16 protein-coding genes are annotated in these 18574 nt (G+C 69.9%); 6 read left to right on the top strand and 10 right to left on the bottom strand.

The window, feature by feature from the left end; all coding sequences use genetic code 11:
• Window positions 1–171 precede the first annotated feature (171 nt).
• The 6 genes from ACFYUS_RS15375 to ACFYUS_RS15350 all read right to left on the bottom strand — a co-directional run bounded on the left by ACFYUS_RS15375 (window position 172) and on the right by ACFYUS_RS15350 (window position 7050).
• Window positions 172–510: a hypothetical protein gene (locus tag ACFYUS_RS15375; protein ID WP_388850969.1), complete on the bottom strand. Its 339-nt coding sequence runs from the start codon at window positions 508–510 to the stop codon at window positions 172–174.
• 145 nt (window positions 511–655) lie between these two features.
• Complete coding sequence (locus tag ACFYUS_RS15370) at window positions 656–1963, bottom strand: M18 family aminopeptidase (protein WP_388850966.1); 1308 nt, start codon at window positions 1961–1963, stop codon at window positions 656–658.
• A gap of 205 nt (window positions 1964–2168) precedes the next feature.
• Window positions 2169–3998 carry an acyl-CoA dehydrogenase gene (locus ACFYUS_RS15365; protein WP_388850963.1) on the bottom strand — a complete coding sequence of 610 codons (1830 nt, stop codon included), beginning with the start codon at window positions 3996–3998 and terminating at the stop codon, window positions 2169–2171.
• A gap of 229 nt (window positions 3999–4227) precedes the next feature.
• Window positions 4228–4785 carry a hypothetical protein gene (locus tag ACFYUS_RS15360; RefSeq protein WP_388850960.1) on the bottom strand — a complete coding sequence of 186 codons (558 nt, stop codon included), beginning with the start codon at window positions 4783–4785 and terminating at the stop codon, window positions 4228–4230.
• Window positions 4786–4846: 61 nt separating this feature from the next.
• Complete coding sequence (locus tag ACFYUS_RS15355) at window positions 4847–6616, bottom strand: alpha/beta hydrolase (protein WP_388850957.1); 1770 nt, start codon at window positions 6614–6616, stop codon at window positions 4847–4849.
• Between the two features lie 5 nt (window positions 6617–6621).
• Complete coding sequence (locus ACFYUS_RS15350; protein WP_388850954.1) at window positions 6622–7050, bottom strand: hypothetical protein; 429 nt, start codon at window positions 7048–7050, stop codon at window positions 6622–6624.
• A 128-nt stretch (window positions 7051–7178) separates the two neighbouring features.
• Between ACFYUS_RS15350 and ACFYUS_RS15345 the strand changes: the two genes are divergently transcribed.
• The 3 genes from ACFYUS_RS15345 to ACFYUS_RS15335 all read left to right on the top strand — a co-directional run bounded on the left by ACFYUS_RS15345 (window position 7179) and on the right by ACFYUS_RS15335 (window position 9984).
• Window positions 7179–7697, top strand: coding sequence for an SseB family protein (locus ACFYUS_RS15345; RefSeq protein WP_388850951.1), 519 nt, complete (start codon window positions 7179–7181; stop codon window positions 7695–7697).
• Between the two features lie 125 nt (window positions 7698–7822).
• Window positions 7823–8785, top strand: a complete 963-nt coding sequence (locus tag ACFYUS_RS15340; RefSeq protein WP_388850948.1) for a pirin family protein — start codon at window positions 7823–7825, stop codon at window positions 8783–8785.
• 131 nt (window positions 8786–8916) lie between these two features.
• A complete protein-coding gene (locus ACFYUS_RS15335) occupies window positions 8917–9984 on the top strand; it encodes an AI-2E family transporter (RefSeq protein WP_388850945.1) in 1068 nt (355 codons plus the stop codon).
• Here ACFYUS_RS15335 and ACFYUS_RS15330 read toward each other — a convergent pair.
• On the bottom strand, window positions 9981–10796 hold the full coding sequence (locus tag ACFYUS_RS15330) for an MBL fold metallo-hydrolase (RefSeq protein ID WP_388850942.1): 816 nt from the start codon (window positions 10794–10796) through the stop codon (window positions 9981–9983). The genes ACFYUS_RS15335 and ACFYUS_RS15330 overlap by 4 nt on opposite strands.
• A 278-nt stretch (window positions 10797–11074) precedes the next feature.
• Window positions 11075–13195: a SpoIIE family protein phosphatase gene (locus ACFYUS_RS15325; RefSeq protein ID WP_388850939.1), complete on the bottom strand. Its 2121-nt coding sequence runs from the start codon at window positions 13193–13195 to the stop codon at window positions 11075–11077.
• A gap of 174 nt (window positions 13196–13369) precedes the next feature.
• Here ACFYUS_RS15325 and aspS point away from each other — a divergent pair, with 174 nt between their 5' ends.
• The gene (gene aspS / locus ACFYUS_RS15320) at window positions 13370–15190 is read left to right on the top strand and encodes an aspartate--tRNA ligase (RefSeq protein WP_388850936.1); all 1821 of its coding nucleotides are present in this window, start codon (window positions 13370–13372) and stop codon (window positions 15188–15190) included.
• A gap of 90 nt (window positions 15191–15280) precedes the next feature.
• Window positions 15281–15505 carry a hypothetical protein gene (locus tag ACFYUS_RS15315; protein ID WP_388850933.1) on the top strand — a complete coding sequence of 75 codons (225 nt, stop codon included), beginning with the start codon at window positions 15281–15283 and terminating at the stop codon, window positions 15503–15505.
• Window positions 15506–15544: 39 nt separating this feature from the next.
• On the opposite strand, the gene ACFYUS_RS15310 is transcribed toward ACFYUS_RS15315, so the two are convergent.
• Entirely contained in the window at window positions 15545–16291 is a 747-nt protein-coding gene (locus ACFYUS_RS15310; protein WP_388850930.1) for a hypothetical protein, read from the bottom strand.
• A gap of 217 nt (window positions 16292–16508) precedes the next feature.
• Between ACFYUS_RS15310 and ACFYUS_RS15305 the strand changes: the two genes are divergently transcribed.
• Complete coding sequence (locus ACFYUS_RS15305) at window positions 16509–16862, top strand: DoxX family protein (protein WP_388850927.1); 354 nt, start codon at window positions 16509–16511, stop codon at window positions 16860–16862.
• Window positions 16863–16939: 77 nt separating this feature from the next.
• On the opposite strand, the gene metG is transcribed toward ACFYUS_RS15305, so the two are convergent.
• Window positions 16940–18547 (bottom strand): methionine--tRNA ligase, encoded by a 1608-nt coding sequence (gene metG / locus ACFYUS_RS15300; RefSeq protein WP_388850925.1) that lies wholly within the window; start codon window positions 18545–18547, stop codon window positions 16940–16942.
• Window positions 18548–18574 lie beyond the last annotated feature (27 nt).

Below are 18574 nucleotides of genomic sequence, written 5' to 3'. Positions count from 1 at the left end.
TCAGGCCGGGTTCAATGGCTAATCAAGATACGTCTGAAACCCGAACGGCCCCCGGGTAGGGCCACCCATCCCTTGATTCCCTGATGAGACGGCACATGAAGGCAGACCTAGGGGTGGAGGGATGTTATGTAAATACGCCATCCGTCTACAGGCTTGTGCTCGCTGTCGTAGCTAGATCAACCCCCCCTTGGCGTTCGGATAGTTATCGAAAAGCATGGGAAGGGGATTCTGGCCCAGCTTGTCCAAGTTTGCGAAGACCGCTGCTACGTCAGTGATTTCACCCAGAATGCTGTTCTTCTGAATGATCCAGACGGAATCGTTCTCAGACGTCGGAAGTGTGCGCGGGATGGTCGTGAGGCCGAGTCTGGTCAGCTCGGTGCTGATCTGAGTGCACAGTTCCCGGCTCAAGCGCGATCGATCTTCCGCCGCGTGCTCTTTGAGGAAGCGCATGCTGAATCGCTTGACGCCGTCGTCGACTTCGACAGCATGCTTGATAATAGTGAGGTCCATAACTCAGTAAGTTACTGAGTTATGGACCTGGTTGGGAAGAGGGGGCGTGCTTCACCTCTCCCACCTGCGCCTTCTCTCCAAAGGGTACCGCTCCCGGCCCAAGAGCGGTCCGGGAGCGGGGAGTTCGACGCGTATGGTGCGGGCCTCAGCCCTCCAGGAACGCCACCAGGGCGTTTGCGAGGAGGAACGGGTCGTCGGCGCCGCAGAGTTCGCGGGCGCTGTGCATGGAGAGGATCGCGACGCCGATGTCGACGGTGGAGATGCCGTGGCGGGCGGCGGTGATCGGGCCGATCGTGGTGCCGCAGGGCATGTCGTTGTTGGAGACGAAGGACTGCCAGGGCACGCCGGCCTTCTCGCAGGCGGCGGCGAAGACGGCGCGGCCGCTGCCGTCGGTGGCGTAGCGCTGGTTGACGTTCACCTTGAGGATGGGGCCGCCGTTGACGCGCGGGTGGTGCGTCGGGTCGTGGCGCTCCGCGTAGTTGGGGTGGACGGCGTGGCCGGTGTCGGAGGAGAGGCAGACGGTGCCGGCGAAGGCGCGGGCCCGGTCCTCGTAGGAGCCGCCGCGGGCGTAGACGGAGCGCTCCAGGACGTTGCCGAGGAGGGGGCCCTGGGCGCCGGTGTCGGCCTCGGAGCCGTTCTCCTCGTGGTCGAAGGCGGCGAGGACCGGGATGTACGGGAGGTCGTCGCGGCCCGCGAGGGAGGCGAGCGCGGCGACGGCGGCGTGGACGGACAACAGGTTGTCCATGCGCGGGCCGGCGAGGAGCTCCTGGTCGCGGCCGAGGTACGCGGGCGCGTCGACGGCGTGGACCATCAGGTCCCAGCCGGTGACGTCCTCGGCGTCGACGCCGGCCTCGGCGGCGACGAAGGAGATCAGGTCGCCCTCGTGGACCTCGCCGATGCCCCAGATGGGCTGCATGTGGCGCTGGCGGTCCAGCTTGAGGCCGTCGTTGGCGGAGCGGTCGAGGTGGATGGCGAGCTGCGGGACGCGCAGCAGCGGCCGGTCGACGTTGACGAGGTGGTGGCTGCCGTCGCGGAGGGTGAGGCGGCCGGCGAGGCCGAGGTCGCGGTCGAGCCAGGTGTTGAGGAGGGTTCCGCCGTAGACCTCGACGGCGACCTGGCGCCAGCCCTGGGCGCCCATGTCGGGGCGCGGCTTGACGCGCAGGTTGGGGGAGTCGGTGTGGGCGCCGACGATCCGGTACGGGGTGTGGGCGGCGGCGCCCTCCGGCACGTACCAGGCGATGATCGCGCCGCCGCGGATCACGTACTTCCCGCCGCTCGTCCCGTCCCAGGCCGCGGTCTCCTCGACGCGCCGGAAGCCGGCCTTCTCCAGTCGCTCGGCGGCGCTCGCCACCGCGTGGTACGGCGAGGGGGAGGCCGTCAGGAAGGCCATCAGGTCGTCGGTGTGTCCGCGGTCGAAGGGGCCGGCGGTGGGACGGGAAGCTGCGCTGCTCATGGGGTTCACCTTACGCACGGACCGGATACCGAATACCAGACCCCGGAAAGGGGGAATCGAGACGCTCGTGGGGAGCGGGAACGGCCCGTTTTCGGGCAGCGGGGGCGGCTCGCTGCCGGGCAGCGGGGGCGGCTCGCCTTCGGGCAGCAGGAACGGCCCGCCCCCCTCCCCGGGGACGGGCCGTTCCGTCAGGACGTGGCGCGTCTTAGAACGCGGCCTCGTCCAGGTCCATGAGCGAGCCGTCGACGGCCTCGGCCAGCGCGCGCTCGGCGGAGACGCCCGGCAGGACGTTGGCGGCGAAGAACTTCGCGGCCGCGATCTTGCCCTGGTAGAAGGCGACGTCCTTGGGGTTGGCGCCCTCGGCCAGCTTCTCGGCGGCGACGGCCGCGCCCTTGAGGAGCAGGTAGCCGACGACGACGTCGCCGGAGGCGAGCAGCAGACGGGTGGTGTTGAGGCCGACCTTGTAGATGTTCTTGACGTCCTCGCCGGTGGCGGTGAGGTCGGTGATCATCTTGCTGACGATGCCCTCCAGGTCGACGGCGGCCTTGGCGAGCGCGTCGCGGGCGCCGGCCAGCTCCTCGCCGCCGGTGCCGACCGCGAGGAACTTCTTGATCTCCTCGGACAGCGCGTTCAGGGAGGCGCCCTGGTCGCGGACGATCTTGCGGAAGAAGAAGTCCTGGCCCTGGATGGCCGTGGTGCCCTCGTAGAGGGTGTCGATCTTGGCGTCCCGGATGTACTGCTCGATCGGGTACTCCTGCAGGAAGCCGGAGCCGCCGAAGGTCTGGAGCGACTGCGCGAGCTGCTCGTAGCCCTTCTCGGAGCCGTAGCCCTTCACGATCGGGAGCAGCAGGTCGTTGAGGCCGTGCAGCGCCTTGGCGTCCTCGCCGGCCGCCTCCTTGAGCGCGATCGAGTCCTGCACGGAGGCCGTGTAGAGGACGAGGGAGCGCATGCCCTCGGCGTACGCCTTCTGCGTCATCAGCGAGCGGCGGACGTCGGGGTGGTGCGTGATGGTGACCTTGGGGGCGTTCTTGTCCATGAAGTTCGCCAGGTCGGTGCCCTGGACGCGCTCCTTGGCGTACTCCAGGGCGTTGAGGTAGCCCGTGGAGAGGGTGGAGATCGCCTTCGTGCCGACCATCATGCGGGCGAACTCGATGATGAGGAACATCTGGCGGATGCCGTCGTGCTTGTCGCCGATGAGCCAGCCCTTGGCGGGGTGGTTGGCGCCGAAGGTCATCTCGCACGTGTTGGAGGCCTTGAGGCCCATCTTGTGCTCGACGTTGGTGGCGTAGACGCCGTTGCGCTCGCCCAGCTCGCCGGTCTCCCAGTCGAACTCGTACTTCGGGACGAGGAAGAGGCTCAGGCCCTTGGTGCCGGGGCCGGCGCCCTCGGGGCGGGCGAGGACGTAGTGGAGGATGTTCTCCTCCATGTCGTGCTCACCGGAAGTGATGAAGCGCTTGACGCCCTCGATGTGCCAGGAGCCGTCCTCCTGCTGCACGGCCTTGGTGCGGCCGGCGCCGACGTCCGAGCCCGCGTCGGGCTCGGTGAGGACCATGGTGGAGCCCCAGCGCTTCTCGACGGCGATCTGCGCGACCTTCTTCTGCGCCTCGGTGCCCTCGTTGTAGAGGATGCCGGCGAAGGCCGGGCCGGAGGAGTACATCCAGATGGCCGGGTTCGAGCCGAGGAGGAGCTCCGCGTAGGCCCAGACGAGGGAGCGCGGGGAGACGCTGCCGCCGATGCCCTCCGGGATGCCCAGACGCCAGTACTCGGAGTCCATGAAGGCCTTGTAGGACTTCTTGAAGGAGGCCGGTACCGGGGCGGTGTTGGTCTCCGGGTCGAAGACCGGCGGGTTGCGGTCGGCGTCGGCGAAGGACTCCGCGAGCTCGTTCTCGGCGAGGCGGCGGATCTCGTCGAGGATGCTCTTGGCGGTCTCGACGTCCATCTCCTCGAACGGACCGGTGCCGTAGACCTTGTCGCGGCCGAGGACCTCGAAGAGGTTGAACTCGATGTCGCGGAGATTCGACTTGTAGTGCCCCATGGCGACGGCTCCGTAAGGCTCGGGGAGGCGGATTCTTCGTACGACGTACTACCGGTGAGTAGCTCACGCTCTCTACGATGATGCTACCCACCGGTAATAACGGCAACCCCTATCCCGGCCAGATGTCTGTGACGCGGACCGCACACAGGCGCGGACGCGGACCGCACACAGGCGCGGACGCGGACCGCACGCACCCCGGACGGGGGCGTGCGCACCGTGACGGCGGCGGTCAGTAGTGCTCGACGGTCTTGCCCTCCGGGACCTGGTAGCAGCCGGAGATCACGTCGACCATCAGCATCGGGGGCTTCGGCTTGCCGAGCACGGTGCGGGCCTTCCAGAAGCTGATGTGGACGCCGAACTTCCGCGCGTCGTCGTCCGCCGTCAGCTCCAGGCTCTTGGCGGCGCTGTCGTCGGGGCCGTACTTCACGATCTTCCAGCCGTGCTCGGGGAGCTTCGACCGCAGCCGCTCCATGGCCTGGGCCAGCTCGTCGTCGGTCTTCGCCGACAGGCTCCACGGGTGGAAGATCCGGTAGAACTTCTCGCGGTCCATGCCCTGGCAGGGCTGGGCCCCGGCGCCGGCCTTGGAGGCCGATCCCCGGACGCCGATGAGGTCGTAGATCTCGCTCGACACCTTCTTGGTCTCGGCGTTCACCTCGTCCTGCTCGCGCACTCCGACGACCTTGGTCTCACCGGAGCCGGAGGAGCCGGACGTGCCGGAGCCCGACGTGCCGGAGCCGGATGTGCCGGCCCCGGATGTGCCGGAGCCGGTCCCGTTCGAATCTGACATGCCGCATCCCGTGAGTGTGAGGAGCGCTGCCGTCGCTACCGCGACAGCGCCGGCCCGGACCTTAGTCAACCTTCTGCACCTGTTCGTATTCGCCTGTGACCACGGCGGCCTGGTTCCTGATGCTCAGGCTTCCGTCGTTCCAGTAGTCGCTGTGCCCGTGGCCGTCCGTGGTCATCTGGTTGGCCCCGAACACCTCGTCGCTCGGGATGAGGAACACACCGCCGCCCAGCCGCCACTGGCTGCCGCCGTGGCCCCACCGGCCGATGTCGGGCACGGGGTCGCCGTCGGCCTCCTCGTTCCACACGTGCCCCTTCGGGACGTCCAGCTCGCCCGCCGAGCCCACCTGGACGCCGGGGCTGCCCGCGAAGACGATGTCGTCCGCGTGCAGCGTGCCCTGCCGCGCCGCCGAGCCGATCAGGGTCGTGCCGTAGGAGTGCCCGACGGCGGTCGTGTGGCTCTTGTCGGGTCCGCCCTGGGCGACCTCCAGGCCCTCCATGAACGTGTTGTACGCCGGAGCGCCGTCGTTCGCGTAGTGGCTGAAGGGGGCGTCCTTGACGATGTCCTGCGGGGCGTCGTAGCCCAGCCAGGTGACGGTGGAGATCGTGGAGTCCGGCGACATCGCGTGGGACTCGCGCCACAGGCTGCTCATCCGGTCGATGTTGCCGCCGATGTTGCCCAGGTTCGACGTCGTGCCCGGTACGTAGACCGCCGTGTGGTCGGCGGTGTCCGGGTTCCCGCTCGCGACGATCGCCCGGCCGTGTCCCTCGGGGGAGAAGCCCAGCAGGTACGCCTCGGGCAGCCCGTCCTTGCCCGTGTTGGCGAACCGGTCCTCGATCGCGTTCATGCCCTGCAGGGAGCTGTCGAGGTGCTTCTTGCGGTCCCCGTACTCCTTGTCCCACTTGATCCACTCGTCGCTGTAGACCATGCCGACGCGCGGGCCGCCGAAGACCATCTTGGGGAACGGCTCGGCCGGGATCCCCTTCAGGTCGATCTGGTACTGCGCCTTCGACTCGGCGAGGACCATCCGGTTGGCGTCGTCGCGGACGGCGGAGGGGATGCCGTCCAGGGCGCCGACGGAGGCGGGGTAGAGCGTCGCGTACTCGTCGCGCTGCTCCTGGGTGAGGCCGTTCCACCAGTCGGCGTTCTCCTGGGGGGACTTGCCGTGGGGGATCTTGTCGTCGTCGGCGTACCGGCCGGCGGCGTTCTGCATCGCCTTGGTGTCCTTGGCGGCGTCCGCGAGGGTCTCGTCGCTGACGGTCAGGCCGGGATCGGCCTTGAGCCTGCGCAGGACGTCGGCGTAGCGGCCGTCGATCTCGGCCGCCTCCCGGACGGCCTGGTATATGCGCTCGGTGATGTCCTCGGCCTTGCCCTTGTTGGCGTCGGCGCTGCCGATGCCCTCGGCCGCGCCGGGGAGGTAGGGGAAGGGCGCGCCGGGGTGTGCGGTGTTGCTGCCGGGGAGGAGGACGGACGACTGGACCGGGTAGGTCACCGTCCCGTCGGCGTTCACGGTGAACTTCAGGTTCTCCGCGTCTTCGAGGGCCTGCATCAACTTCTTCTGCGGGGAGGCGAGTTCGGACGCGAGCCCGTTGAGCGCCGTACGGATCAGGCCGCACTCCGTGTGCAGGTACTGGTAGTTGCGGGAGAGCTGCTGGACGTCTCCGCCCGCCCTGTTCGCCGTCTCGCCCTTCTGGGTGTCGTGGATCTTCGCGAACATGCCGTTGTCCACGCGGTCCTTGTCCGCGTTGGCGCGGGAGCTGACCTTGCCCCAGCCGTCGGCGGCGTCGGTGTACTCGTTCAGCTTCACGTCGCGCAGCTGCTGCCAGGTGGGCATGGCGGTCAGCCCTCCTTCTTCTCGGAGGGGCCCGACTGGCGGGCGCCCTCTGCGGCCACCTTCTGCCGGGTGTCCTCCTCGCGCTCGCCGAAGTCGCGTCCGGCCGCCTTGAGGGCGCCTTCGAGCCGGCCGCACTCGTCGCGGACGGCGGAGAGGCGGGTCTTCCAGGTGCCGAGGATCTCGTCGAGCGCGGCGGAGGAGTCGAAGCCGGCGGTGGAGCCGGCGACGCCCTCGTTGGCCGTGTCGAGGTCGGTGACCGAGTTCGCGGTGGAGGTCCTCAGCTCGCCCGCGGTGTTCCCGGCGCTGTGCCAGGGGCCGACGTCGACCTTGAGGTCGCCGCCTCCTCCTCCGCCGTCCGGGGCGGCGAGCCCCGCGAGGCTCATCCGCGCGGGCTGTTCCCCGATGATCTCCTGCCATCTGGCGTCGAGCGCCATCTGTCACCCCCGTGGTGGCCGGATTGCTTCCGCGAACCTAGCAAGAGAGCGGATGCGGTGCGAAGAAACGTGCGAGGGCCACCCATGCGTCCTCCCCGCGCCCCGCCGTCGCTCGCTAGGCTGGGCGCATGTACGGCTACGACCAGAATCCGGGCGCTCAGCAGCAGTACGCGCCGCCCCAGCAGGGGCAGTACGCCCCGCCGCAGGCGGGTATGCAGGGCGGCATGCAGGCGGGCATGCAGGGCGGCGGGTACGCCCAGCAGCAGCCGCCGCTCTACCCCGAGCCCTCGCCGCCCTCCCTCGCGGACGCCGTACGCGCCTTCACGACCGGCACCCTGGCCCCCGAGGACTTCCAGCAGATCTTCGCGACCTCCAAGGTCTACTGCCCGCGCGGCGACAACCCCGGCTTCCTGGCCCTGCACAACACCCAGCAGCCGGTCATCCCGATGTTCACCTCGCTCAAGGAGCTGCGGCGGTACGCGGGCAAGGAGTCGAAGTACTTCGTGATCACCGGCGCCGAGGTGATCGACCTGCTGCCGACGGGCTACGGCTTCGTCCTCGACATGGAGGGCGACCACCGCATGGTCTTCGACGCGAAGGCCGTGGAGCAGATGGTCGACTACGCGATGCGGCGGATGTACGGCTGACGCACGCTGGACGTACGTGGGAGCGCCCGGGAGGAATTCCTCCCGGGCGTTCCGCGTTCCGGGTGGCAGAAAGTTCAGCGTTCAACTAAAGTGGACGTACAAGGTCGCACCTAGGAGGTCCGGTCATGCCCGCTGTGACTGTCGAGAACCCGCTCACCCTGCCGCGCGTCGCCGCGCCCGCCGACGCCGTCTCCCGCCCCGTGCTCGCCGTCACCACGGCCCCCCAGGGCTTCGAGGGCGAGGGCTTCCCGGTGCGCCGCGCGTTCGCCGGGATCAACTACCAGTACCTCGACCCGTTCATCATGATGGACCAGATGGGTGAGGTGGAGTACGCGCCCGGAGAGCCCAAGGGCACGCCCTGGCACCCCCACCGCGGCTTCGAGACCGTCACCTACATCATCGACGGGATCTTCGACCACCAGGACAGCCAGGGCGGTGGCGGCACCATCACCAACGGTGACACCCAGTGGATGACCGCCGGCTCCGGCCTCCTGCACATCGAGGCCCCGCCGGAGTCCCTCGTCGTCAGCGGCGGCCTCTTCCACGGCCTCCAGCTGTGGGTCAACCTGCCCGCGAGCGACAAGATGATGGCCCCCCGCTACCAGGACATCCGCGGCGGCCAGGTCCAGCTGCTCACCTCCCCCGACGGCGGCGCGCTGCTCCGCGTCATCGCGGGCGAGCTCGACGGGCACGAGGGCCCCGGCATCACCCACACCCCCATCACGATGATCCACGCCACCCTGCGTCCCGGCGCCGAGATCAACCTGCCCTGGCGCGAGGACTTCAACGGCCTCGCGTACGTCCTCGCCGGCCGCGGCACCGTCGGCACGGACCGGCGGCCCGTCCACATGGGCCAGACCGCCGTCTTCGGCAAGGGCGGCGCGCTCACCGTCCGCGCCGACGAGAAGCAGGACGGCAACACCCCGGACCTGGAGGTCGTGCTCCTCGGCGGACAGCCGATCCGCGAGCCCATGGCCCACTACGGCCCGTTCGTCATGAACACCCAGGCCGAACTCCGCCAGGCCTTCGAGGACTTCCAGGCGGGCCGCCTCGGCACGATCCCGGCGGTCCACGGGATGGGCGAGTAACGACACGGACGGTACGGGGCGACCACGCGCGCGTGGCCGCCCCGTACCCGTACCGCGCCCGCTGACGAGGCGTCACCCGTACGGCCCGTCAGCGCGCGACGACACGCCGGCGGGCGTGGTCCGGTGAGGAGGTGCAGACGAGCCGAGCGCCCCTCCTCCCCGAACCCGCACGCCGGTTCGCCGCCTGGTGCGTCGTTCTGCTCCTCGCCGCCGGGGTCGCCGCCGTCTTCATCTGGCTCTGCGTCGTCTTCAAGACGGCCGTCACCCCCGTCCTGCTCGCGATCCTCGGCGCCGCCCTCCTCGGGCCGCTCTACCGCCGCCTGCTGCAGATGAAGGTGCGCAAGGGGCTCGCCGCCGCGCTCACCGTCCTCAGCATCGTCGTGGTCGTCGGCGGCGCCGCGTACATCGTCGCCGTCGCCCTCGTCGAGACCGGCGACCAGATCATCTCCTCGCTCCGGCAGGCCGCCACCGACATCGCGAAGCACCTCGGCGCGGCCGGGACCTCCCTCGACGACCTCGCCAAGAACGCCAAGACGCTCCTGGAGAAGTTCGGCGGCACCGCCGCCTCCGGGGTCATCAGCGGCCTCAGCGTCGTCGGCGAGATGCTCGCCACCGCCGTCCTCGCCCTGCTGCTGATCTTCTTCTTCCTGAAGGACTCCGACCGGGCCGCCGGCGCCCTGCGCTCCCTCGTCCCCCGCTCCACCGGCGACCTCGTCGAGGCGATGGCGCGCCGCGCCTTCGAGGCCGTCGAGGGCTTCATGCGCGGCACCACGTTCGTCGCCTTCGTCGACGCCCTCCTCATCGGCATCGGCCTGGTCATCCTCGACGTGCCCGGCGCGATCGGGCTCGCCGCGCTCGTCTTCGTCACCGCCTACATCCCCTACCTCGGGGCCTTCTTCTCCGGCGCGGTCGCCGTCCTCGTCGCCCTCGCCGACCGGGGCTTCGTCATCGCCCTGTGGGTCTTCGGCATCGTCCTCGCCGTCCAGGCCATCGAGGGCAACGTCCTCCAGCCCCTGGTCCAGAGCCGGACCGTGCAGATGCACCCGGCGGCCGTGATGCTGGCGATCACCGCCGGCGCGTCCGTCGCCGGCGTCCTGGGCATGCTGCTCGCCGTCCCCCTGACGGCCGCGGCGACGGGGATCCTGGGGGTGCTGCGGGCGCGGTACGGGGCACCACCGGAGCCTGCGGACGAGCCCTAGGCCGGCGTCAGCCCACCCGGCTGGAACGAGGCCAGGAGCTGCTCCAGGGCGGCCTGGTCCGGGCCCACGAAGGGGTCGGCGTCCGGGGCGGCCGCGAGCGTGTCGAGCATGCGGCGTGTCATCCGCACGGCCGGAGGCAGATGCGTGCACAGGACGATCTCCGGGTTCGTCTCCGCCAGCGGAGCGAGCGTCGCCCGGTACTTCTCCGCGTCCACCAGGTGCACCCACGGGCTGTCGATCGTCGCCCAGAGCAGCTGCGTCCGCCGCAGCTCCTCCGGCTTCAGGTCGCTCGCGTGCCCGCTCTCGGCGAGCTCGGCGCTCGGCATCGGACCGCCGAAGCAGTCGGAGCTGAAGCAGATCCGGGTCCGGTCGTCGTAGAAGCCGACGGTCGCCGGATTGTCGAAGAGCGGCGGCCGGAAGGCGTGCAACACCCGGTCGCCCACGTCGAGGGACTGGCCCGGGTTCAGGAAGTACACCCGGTCCATCGGCAGCGCCCGCTCGGTCGTCATGATCCCGAAACCGAGGAAGGTCGTGACCACGCGCGCGCGTGGAGCGGCGTCCAGCAGGTCGAAGATCCCGCCGGTGTGGTCCCGGTCGGGGTGCGTGAGCCAGATCCAGCGGACGTCGGCCGGGTCCACGACACCGCCGAGCGCCGCGACGAAATCACGGTCCTCGACCGAGAGCCCGGTGTCGACGACGACGGGCTCGGCGGCGGTGAGGACGTACGCGTTGGCGGGGACGTGCCCGATCCCCGGGACCTCGAGACTGTCGGCGATCACCGTCGTGTCGCTGCCGACCTTGTGGATGTCCATGGCGCGCTCCGTGGTCCCCCACGCACGACCGTACGAGACCAGTCTGCGCCGGGGGAGGGGCACACCGCCCGCCGGAGACCGGGACCTGTCCGCCGGGCAGGCCCCGGCCCCAGCAGTCCCGGGGGCCGGCCGAGCAGCAGCTCCGGGGGCTGGCCGTAGCCGTCCTGGAGGTCGGCAGCAGTCCCGGGGGCCGGCCGAGCAGCAGCTCCGGGGGCCGGCCGTAGCCGCCCTGGAGGCCAGCGGCAGCAGCTCCGGAGGCGGCGCAGCAGCACCGGAGGCTAGCGGCAGCAGCCGCCCTCCGAATCCGGCTCGTTCAGTTCGAACCAGATCGCCTTGCCCTCGCCGCGCGGATCGACGCCCCACGCGTCCGCCAGCATCTCCATCAGGACCAGGCCGCGGCCGCTCGACGCCATCTCGCCCGGGTGCCGCTTGTGCGGCAGCTCGTCGCTGCCGTCGGAGACCTCGACGCGCAGCCGCCGCGACTTCTCGCCGCAGGCCACCTCGGCGACGAGGAGCGCGTCGCCGTCCGTGTGGACGAGGACGTTCGTGACCATCTCGGAGACCATCAGGACCGCCGAGTCGAGCTGGTCCTCGTCCGACCAGTCGTGCAGCAGCTGCCGGACCTGCTCGCGCGCCTCGGCGATCCGCTCCGGTTCGGCCTGGGCGATCGACATGAGGGTGCGGCGCGGGGCCTCGCGCACGGCGCCGGCGGGCCGGCGGGAGAGCAGCAGGACGGCGATGTCGTCCTCGCGGCGGTCGGCGAGCGGGCCCGTCGTGTGGTGCGAGCCGGGCCCGTGGACGGCCTCCACGAGGTCGTCGGCGAGCCGCTCCAGGTCCTCGCCGTCGTGGGACTCCAGGAGCTCCCGTACGCGTTCCCAGCCGGTGTCCAGGTCGTGCCCGCCGGTCTCCAGGAGCCCGTCGGTGCAGATCATCAGCGTCTCGCCGGGGTCCAGGGTGAGCCGGGTGGTGGGGTAGTCGGTGTCGGGGTCGATGCCGAGCGGCAGCCCGCCGGCCGTGGGCCTGAGCAGAACCGTTCCGTCGTTCATCCGTACCGCCGGATCCGGATGCCCCGCCCGCGCGATGTCGACCGTCCCCGTCTCCAGGTCGACCTCCAGGTAGAGACAGGTCGCGAAGCGCGGACCGCCGTTCTCCTCGCCGTCGTCCGCGTCCGTGATCCCGTACAGGAAGCGCGAGGCCCGCGAGAGCACCGCGTCCGGCCGGTGGCCCTCGGAGGCGTACGCGCGCAGGGCGATCCGCAGCTGCCCCATCAGCCCGGCGGCCCGCACGTCGTGCCCCTGGACGTCGCCGATGACGAGGGCGATGCGGCCCGCGCCGCGCCCGCCGGTGCGGGAGGTGCCGCCGGGCAGCCGGATCATGTCGTACCAGTCGCCGCCGACCTGGAGCCCGCCGCCGGTCGGCACGTACCGCGCGGCGACCTGGATGCCGGGGATGCCGGGACCGAGGACCGGCATCATCGTCCGCTGCAGGCCGAGCGACAGCTCGCGCTCGGACTCGGCCACGCCCGCGCGTGCGAGGGCCTGCGCGAGCATCCGCGCCACCGTCGTCAGCACGGACCGCTCGTCGGGCGTGAACACCACCGGGTGCTTGAAGGCCGCCATCCAGGCGCCCATCGTCCGCCCGGCGACGACGAGCGGCACGAAGGCCCACGAGGCGCGCCCGAAGCGCTGCGCGAGCGGCCAGGTCATGGGGAAGCGCCGCAGGTACTCCTCCGGCGTCGGCAGGTAGATCGCCCGCCCGGTCCGTACGACCTCCGCCGCCGGATAGTCCGTGTCCAGCGACATCGACGAGAACGGCCCCTCGTCGCCCTCGCTGTGCCCGTGGTGGCCGATGACCGTCAGCCGGTCGCCCGCCACGCCGAAGACGGCGAGCCCGTCGGGCGAGAAGCCGGGCATCGACAGCGAGGCCGCCACCCGCAGCACCTCGGCCGTCGACCGCGCCTCGGCGAGCGCCCGCCCCGCGTCGAGGAGGAAGGCCTCGCGGGAGCGGCGCCAGTCGCCGGTGATGGGGGTGCGGGCGGCGGTGCCGGGCGGCTGCTCGGCGACCTCCTGGAGGGTCCCGACCAGCTGGTAGTCGTTCCCCTCGATGAGCGGCTTCGACCTGCTCCGTACGGTACGGAGCACCCGCCCGTACTCGTCCATGATCCGCAGCCGGGCCTCGGCGAGGGTGCCCTCGGCGACGGCGAGGTTGATGACCCCGTCGATCTCGTTCCAGTCGACCGGGTGAAAACGCGACCGTACGGCCGCCTCGGTGAGCCGCACGGGCTCGGCGGGCAGCCCGAGCAGCCGGGCGGCCTCGGCGTCGAGCGAGACGATCCCGGACGCGTTGTCCCAGCGCCACAGGCCGGTCGCGATCGCGGCCAGGACGTCCTCGGTGCGCATTGCCCCACTTTATGAAGATCGGACAGCAAGTCGCCACCGACACTATTCGAAATGCGATCTTGGCCCGGCCGGTACTCTGGGTGGGTCTGCCCTCGTGTCCCGTGACATCTGTGACAGTGGTCACGTCCGGCCGGCGCCCCACGACCCAAGATCCCGAAGACTGGATGAACGACGATGCATCGGTACAGGTCCCACACCTGCGGCGAGCTCCGCGCCTCTGACGTCGGCACCGACGTCCGGCTGAGCGGCTGGCTGCACAATCGGCGCGACCTGGGCGGCATCCTCTTCATCGATCTGCGCGACCACTACGGCATCACGCAGCTCGTCGCCCGTCCCGGCACCCCCGCCGCCGAGGTCCTCGACAAGCTGACGAAGGAGACCGTCGTCCGCGTGGACGGCAAGGTCGTCTCCCGTGGCGCGGAGAACGTCAACCCCGAGCTGCCGACCGGCGAGATCGAGATCGAGGCCGCCGAGGTCGAGGTCCTGGGCGCCGCCAAGCAGATCCCCTTCACCATCAACACCGACGACGGTGTGAACGAGGAGCGGCGCCTGGAGTACCGCTTCCTCGACCTGCGCCGCGAGCGCATGCACCGCAACATCATGCTGCGCTCCGCCGTCATCGCCTCCATCCGCTCCAAGATGGTGGCCCTCGGCTTCAACGAGATGGCGACCCCGATCCTCGCCGCGACCTCCCCCGAGGGCGCCCGCGACTTCGTCGTCCCGTCCCGCCTGAACCCGGGCAAGTTCTACGCGCTGCCGCAGGCGCCGCAGCAGTTCAAGCAGCTGCTGATGATCTCCGGCTTCGACCGGTACTTCCAGATCGCGCCCTGCTTCCGCGACGAGGACGCCCGCGCCGACCGCTCGCCGGGCGAGTTCTACCAGCTCGACGTCGAGATGTCGTTCGTCGAGCAGGAGGACGTCTTCCAGCCGATCGAGAAGCTCATGACGGAGCTCTTCGAGGAGTTCGGCGGCGGCCGCCACGTCACGTCCCCCTTCCCGCGGATCCCGTTCCGCGAGTCGATGCTCAAGTACGGCAACGACAAGCCGGACCTGCGCACCGACCTCGAACTCGTCGACATCTCCGACGTCTTCGAGAACTCCGAGTTCAAGGCCTTCGCCGGCAAGCACGTCCGCGCGCTCGCCGTCCCGAACACCGGCGACCAGCCGCGCAAGTTCTTCGACGCCCTCGGCGACTTCGCGGTCTCCCTCGGCGCGAAGGGCCTGGCCTGGGTCCGCGTCGGCGAGGAGAACGCCCTCACCGGCCCCATCGCCAAGTTCCTCACCGAGGAGAACGTCAAGGTCCTCACCGAGCGCCTCGGCCTCCAGCCCGGCCACGCGATCTTCTTCGGCGCCGGCGAGTTCGACGAGGTCTCCAAGATCATGGGCCCCGTCCGCGTCGAGGCCGCCAAGCGCGCCGGCCAGTTCGAGGAGAACGTCTTCCGCTTCGCGTGGATCGTCGACTTCCCGATGTACGAGCGGGACGAGGAGACCGGCAAGATCGACTTCTCGCACAACCCGTTCTCCATGCCGCAGGGCGGCCTCGAGGCCCTGGAGACCCAGGACCCGCTGGACATCCTCGGCTGGCAGTACGACATCGTCTGCAACGGCATCGAGCTCTCCTCCGGCGCCATCCGGAACCACGAGCCCGAGATCATGTTCAAGGCCTTCGAGATCGCCGGCTACTCCCGCGAGACCGTCGAGGCCGAGTTCGCCGGCATGCTCCGCGCCTTCGAGTACGGCGCCCCCCCGCACGGCGGCATCGCCCCCGGCGTCGACCGCATCGTCATGCTCCTCGCCGACGAGCCCAACATCCGCGAGATCATCGCCTTCCCCCTCAACGGCAACGGCCAGGACCTCCTCATGGGCGCCCCGACCGAGCTCGACGAGTCCCGCCTGCGCGAGCTGAACATCCAGCTCCGCAAGCCCGTCGAGAAGAAGACCGTCTCCGAGGACCGCCCGGTCACGGAGTCGGTCCACCCGGAGGCCGGCCGCTAAGCCCCCGGCTGACGCCTGACGAAGGGCCCGGAATCCTCACGGATTCCGGGCCCTTCGCGTCGTTGTGGTTCACCCTTCGACAGTCAGGTCGTGCAGGGCCTGCAATATCGCATCGAGGTCCACCAAAGCCCGTACGCAGAAATCCTGGTCCCGCATCGCCAGATCGACACGCTCATCGAATACGGGCGAGGCTGCGGCGTCCTCGCCCTCTCCCAGAATTCGCGACGGAGCCAGAAGCCGATTCCGCCGCGACGTGTCGATGCGCCATGCCTCTTGGGCCGAAGCCGTGGATACGGCACGCTCGACGAGCCGTAGCTTCTCAGGAAGCGGCTCCTCGGCTCTCCTCGGCTCTCCTCAGCTCTCGTCGGCGAAGTGATGCGCGACGATCCACTGGTCGTACTCCTCGTCGGACACGGCGCACATGGTCCGCCCGTCCACGGAGACGGTCAGGAACTCCGTGTGGCCGGTGCCTGCCAGGATGCGGGAGGGGAGGTTGGCCCCGACGAGGTCCTTGACGCGGAGCCAGCCGATCTCGTGGGTGTCCGGGCCCGGCGCCAGCATGCAGAACTCTCCCTCTTCGTCGACGAGTTGAGCGGACGTCGACAGGGAGTCCCACTGGCGGTCCAGTTCCGCCGCGGCGTCGGGACGCGCGTGGCTGACCGAGACCGTCGGCTTCACCTCGTAGCCCGCGAAGGCGAGGTGGGCCCGCGGGACGTCGGGGAGGTGGGAGGCCTTGTCGAAGTCCAGGACACGGAGGCCGCTCGCTTCGAGCTTCCGGTACCAGTCGGGCGCCGGGTGGGACACGAGGACGTCCCCTTCCTGGAGCCGGTCGAGGGGCCCGCCGGACAGGAGGACCGCGGCGCTGTGCGGGGGGTCGAGGAACTCCAGGGGCTGCCTGTACTTCTCGATGCGGTCGAGGACGAACGTGCTTTCCGGCGCCACCGTGTCCTGGTCCCGCTCCAGGACGAAGACCTGCCCGACGCGGGCGGTGCCCCCGATGCAGCGGATGACGCAGATTCCTCCGTCGGCGGCCTCGCCCGGTCCCACCACCTCGTAGATCTGGAGTCTGCTGAAGGGGGCAGGGGTCTCGGAGGTAGGCACGTCGCTCTCCCGGGTCGATGTCTCGGTTGCGGTCGGGACCAGGCTGATGTCAGGCCGTGCGGGCCCGCAAGGCTGTCTCCCCGGGTGCGTCACGTCCGGCCTCGTGCGCGGCCGGAGAAGTTTTTTCCGACGGCTGTCACACATCCGGTCCGGGGTCCGTCAGTGCAGTGTCCGGCTCGGTCGAGGCGGATACGGAAGGCAGCTGAAGGAGCCCGAGATGTTCGCCGAGATGTCCACCACCGCCATCGTCGTCACCGCCGTCGCCGCGTTCATGGCGGGGTTCTCCGGGGCGTCGGTCTTCGCCAAGGCCAAGTTCGTCGTCGAGCCGCTCGCCGAGTACGGCGTGCCGCGGTCCTGGTGGAACCTGCTCGGGGCCGCCAAGGTCGCCGGGGCGGTCGGGCTCGTCGTCGGGTTCTACGTCCCGGTCATCGGGACCCTCGCCGCCATCGGGCTCATCCTGTACTTCGCCGGGGCCGTGATCACCGTGCTCCGGGCCCGCGCCTACGGGCACGCCCCCTTCCCGCTGATCTACATGGCGCCCGCCGTCGCCGCCCTCGCCCTGACCTGGTGACGTGGGCAGCGAGAAGGCCGCCGGCCCCTGCGAGCAGGGGACGGCGGCCTTCTTCGTACGGTCAGGACGTCAGGACGTCAGTCCTTCTTCGGGTCCTCCAGGCGCGGGAACAGCACCGCGCCCTTCGTCACCGTCGCGCCGGCCGGGAGCAGGCCCCACGTGCCGGAGGACTGGACCGGCTGGTCGGCCAGGGCGCCCAGGGAGGCCTCGGCGCCGAGGGAGTCCCAGAGGGCCTGGGAGGTCTCCGGCATGATCGGGTTCAGCAGGACCGCCACCGCGCGGAGCGACTCCGCGGCCGTGTAGAGGATCGTCGCCAGGCGGGCCTTGCCCTCCGGCGAGTCGTCCTTCGCGACCTTCCACGGCTCCTGCTCCGTGATGTAGCCGTTGACCTGCTTCACGAAGTCGAAGATCGCCAGGATGCCGCCCTGGAAGTCCAGCTCCTCGCCGATCTTCGCGTCGGCCGTCGCGACGGCCTTGGCCAGACCCTCGTGGACCGCCTTCTCCGCGTCGCCGTCGGCCGTCGAGGCCGGCAGCTCGCCGCCGAAGTACTTGCCGACCATGGCCGCCACGCGCGAGGCGAGGTTGCCGTAGTCGTTGGCCAGCTCGCTCGTGTAGCGGGCGGTGAAGTCCTCCCACGAGAAGGAGCCGTCCGAACCGAAGGCGATCGCCCGCAGGAAGTACCAGCGGTACGCGTCCACGCCGAAGTGCGAGGTCAGGTCCTGCGGCTTGATGCCGGTCAGGTTCGACTTCGACATCTTCTCGCCGCCGACCATCAGCCAGCCGTTGGCCGCGACCCGGCCGGGGACCGGCAGGCCCTGCGCCATCAGCATCGCGGGCCAGATCACCGCGTGGAAGCGGAGGATGTCCTTGCCGACGAGGTGCGTGTTCGCCGGGAACGTCTCCTCGAACTTCGCCGGGTTCTCGTTGTAGCCGACCGCCGTCGCGTAGTTCAGGAGCGCGTCGACCCACACGTAGATGACGTGCTTCTCGTCCCACGGGATCGGGATGCCCCAGTCGAACGTCGAGCGCGAGATCGACAGGTCCTGCAGGCCCTGCTTGACGAAGTTCACGACCTCGTTGCGCGCCGACTCGGGCTGGATGAAGCCCGGGTTCGCCTCGTAGAACTCCAGGAGCTTCGGGCCGTACTCGCTGAGCTTGAAGAAGTAGTTCTCCTCCTTGAGGATCTCCACCGGCTTCTTGTGGATCGGGCACAGCTTCGTGCCGTCCTCCGCCTCGATGAGGTCGCCGGGGAGCTTGTACTCCTCGCAGCCCACGCAGTACGGGCCCTCGTACCCGCCCTTGTAGATCTCGCCCTTGTCGTACAGGTCCTGCACGAACTCCTGCACGCGGTCGGTGTGACGCTTCTGCGTGGTGCGGATGAAGTCGTCGTTCGCGATGTTCAGGTGCTCCCAGAGGGGCTTCCAGGCCTCCTCGACGAGCTTGTCGCACCACTCCTGCGGCGTGACGTTGTTCGCCTCCGCGGTGCGCATGATCTTCTGACCGTGCTCGTCCGTGCCGGTGAGGTACCACACCTTCTCGCCGCGCTGACGGTGCCAGCGCGTGAGCACGTCGCCTGCGACGGTCGTATAGGCGTGGCCCAGGTGAGGAGCGTCGTTGACGTAGTAAATGGGGGTCGTGACGTAGAACGCCTTCGCCCCCTGCTTCTCGGATCCAGTGGCCGCCATGGTCGAAATCCTAACGGTCGGACGAAG

It is taken from the genome of Streptomyces sp. NPDC004284 (genome assembly GCF_042874035.1).
Classification (GTDB): domain Bacteria; phylum Actinomycetota; class Actinomycetes; order Streptomycetales; family Streptomycetaceae; genus Streptomyces.
This window is presented reverse-complemented; position numbering and strand designations above follow the sequence as displayed.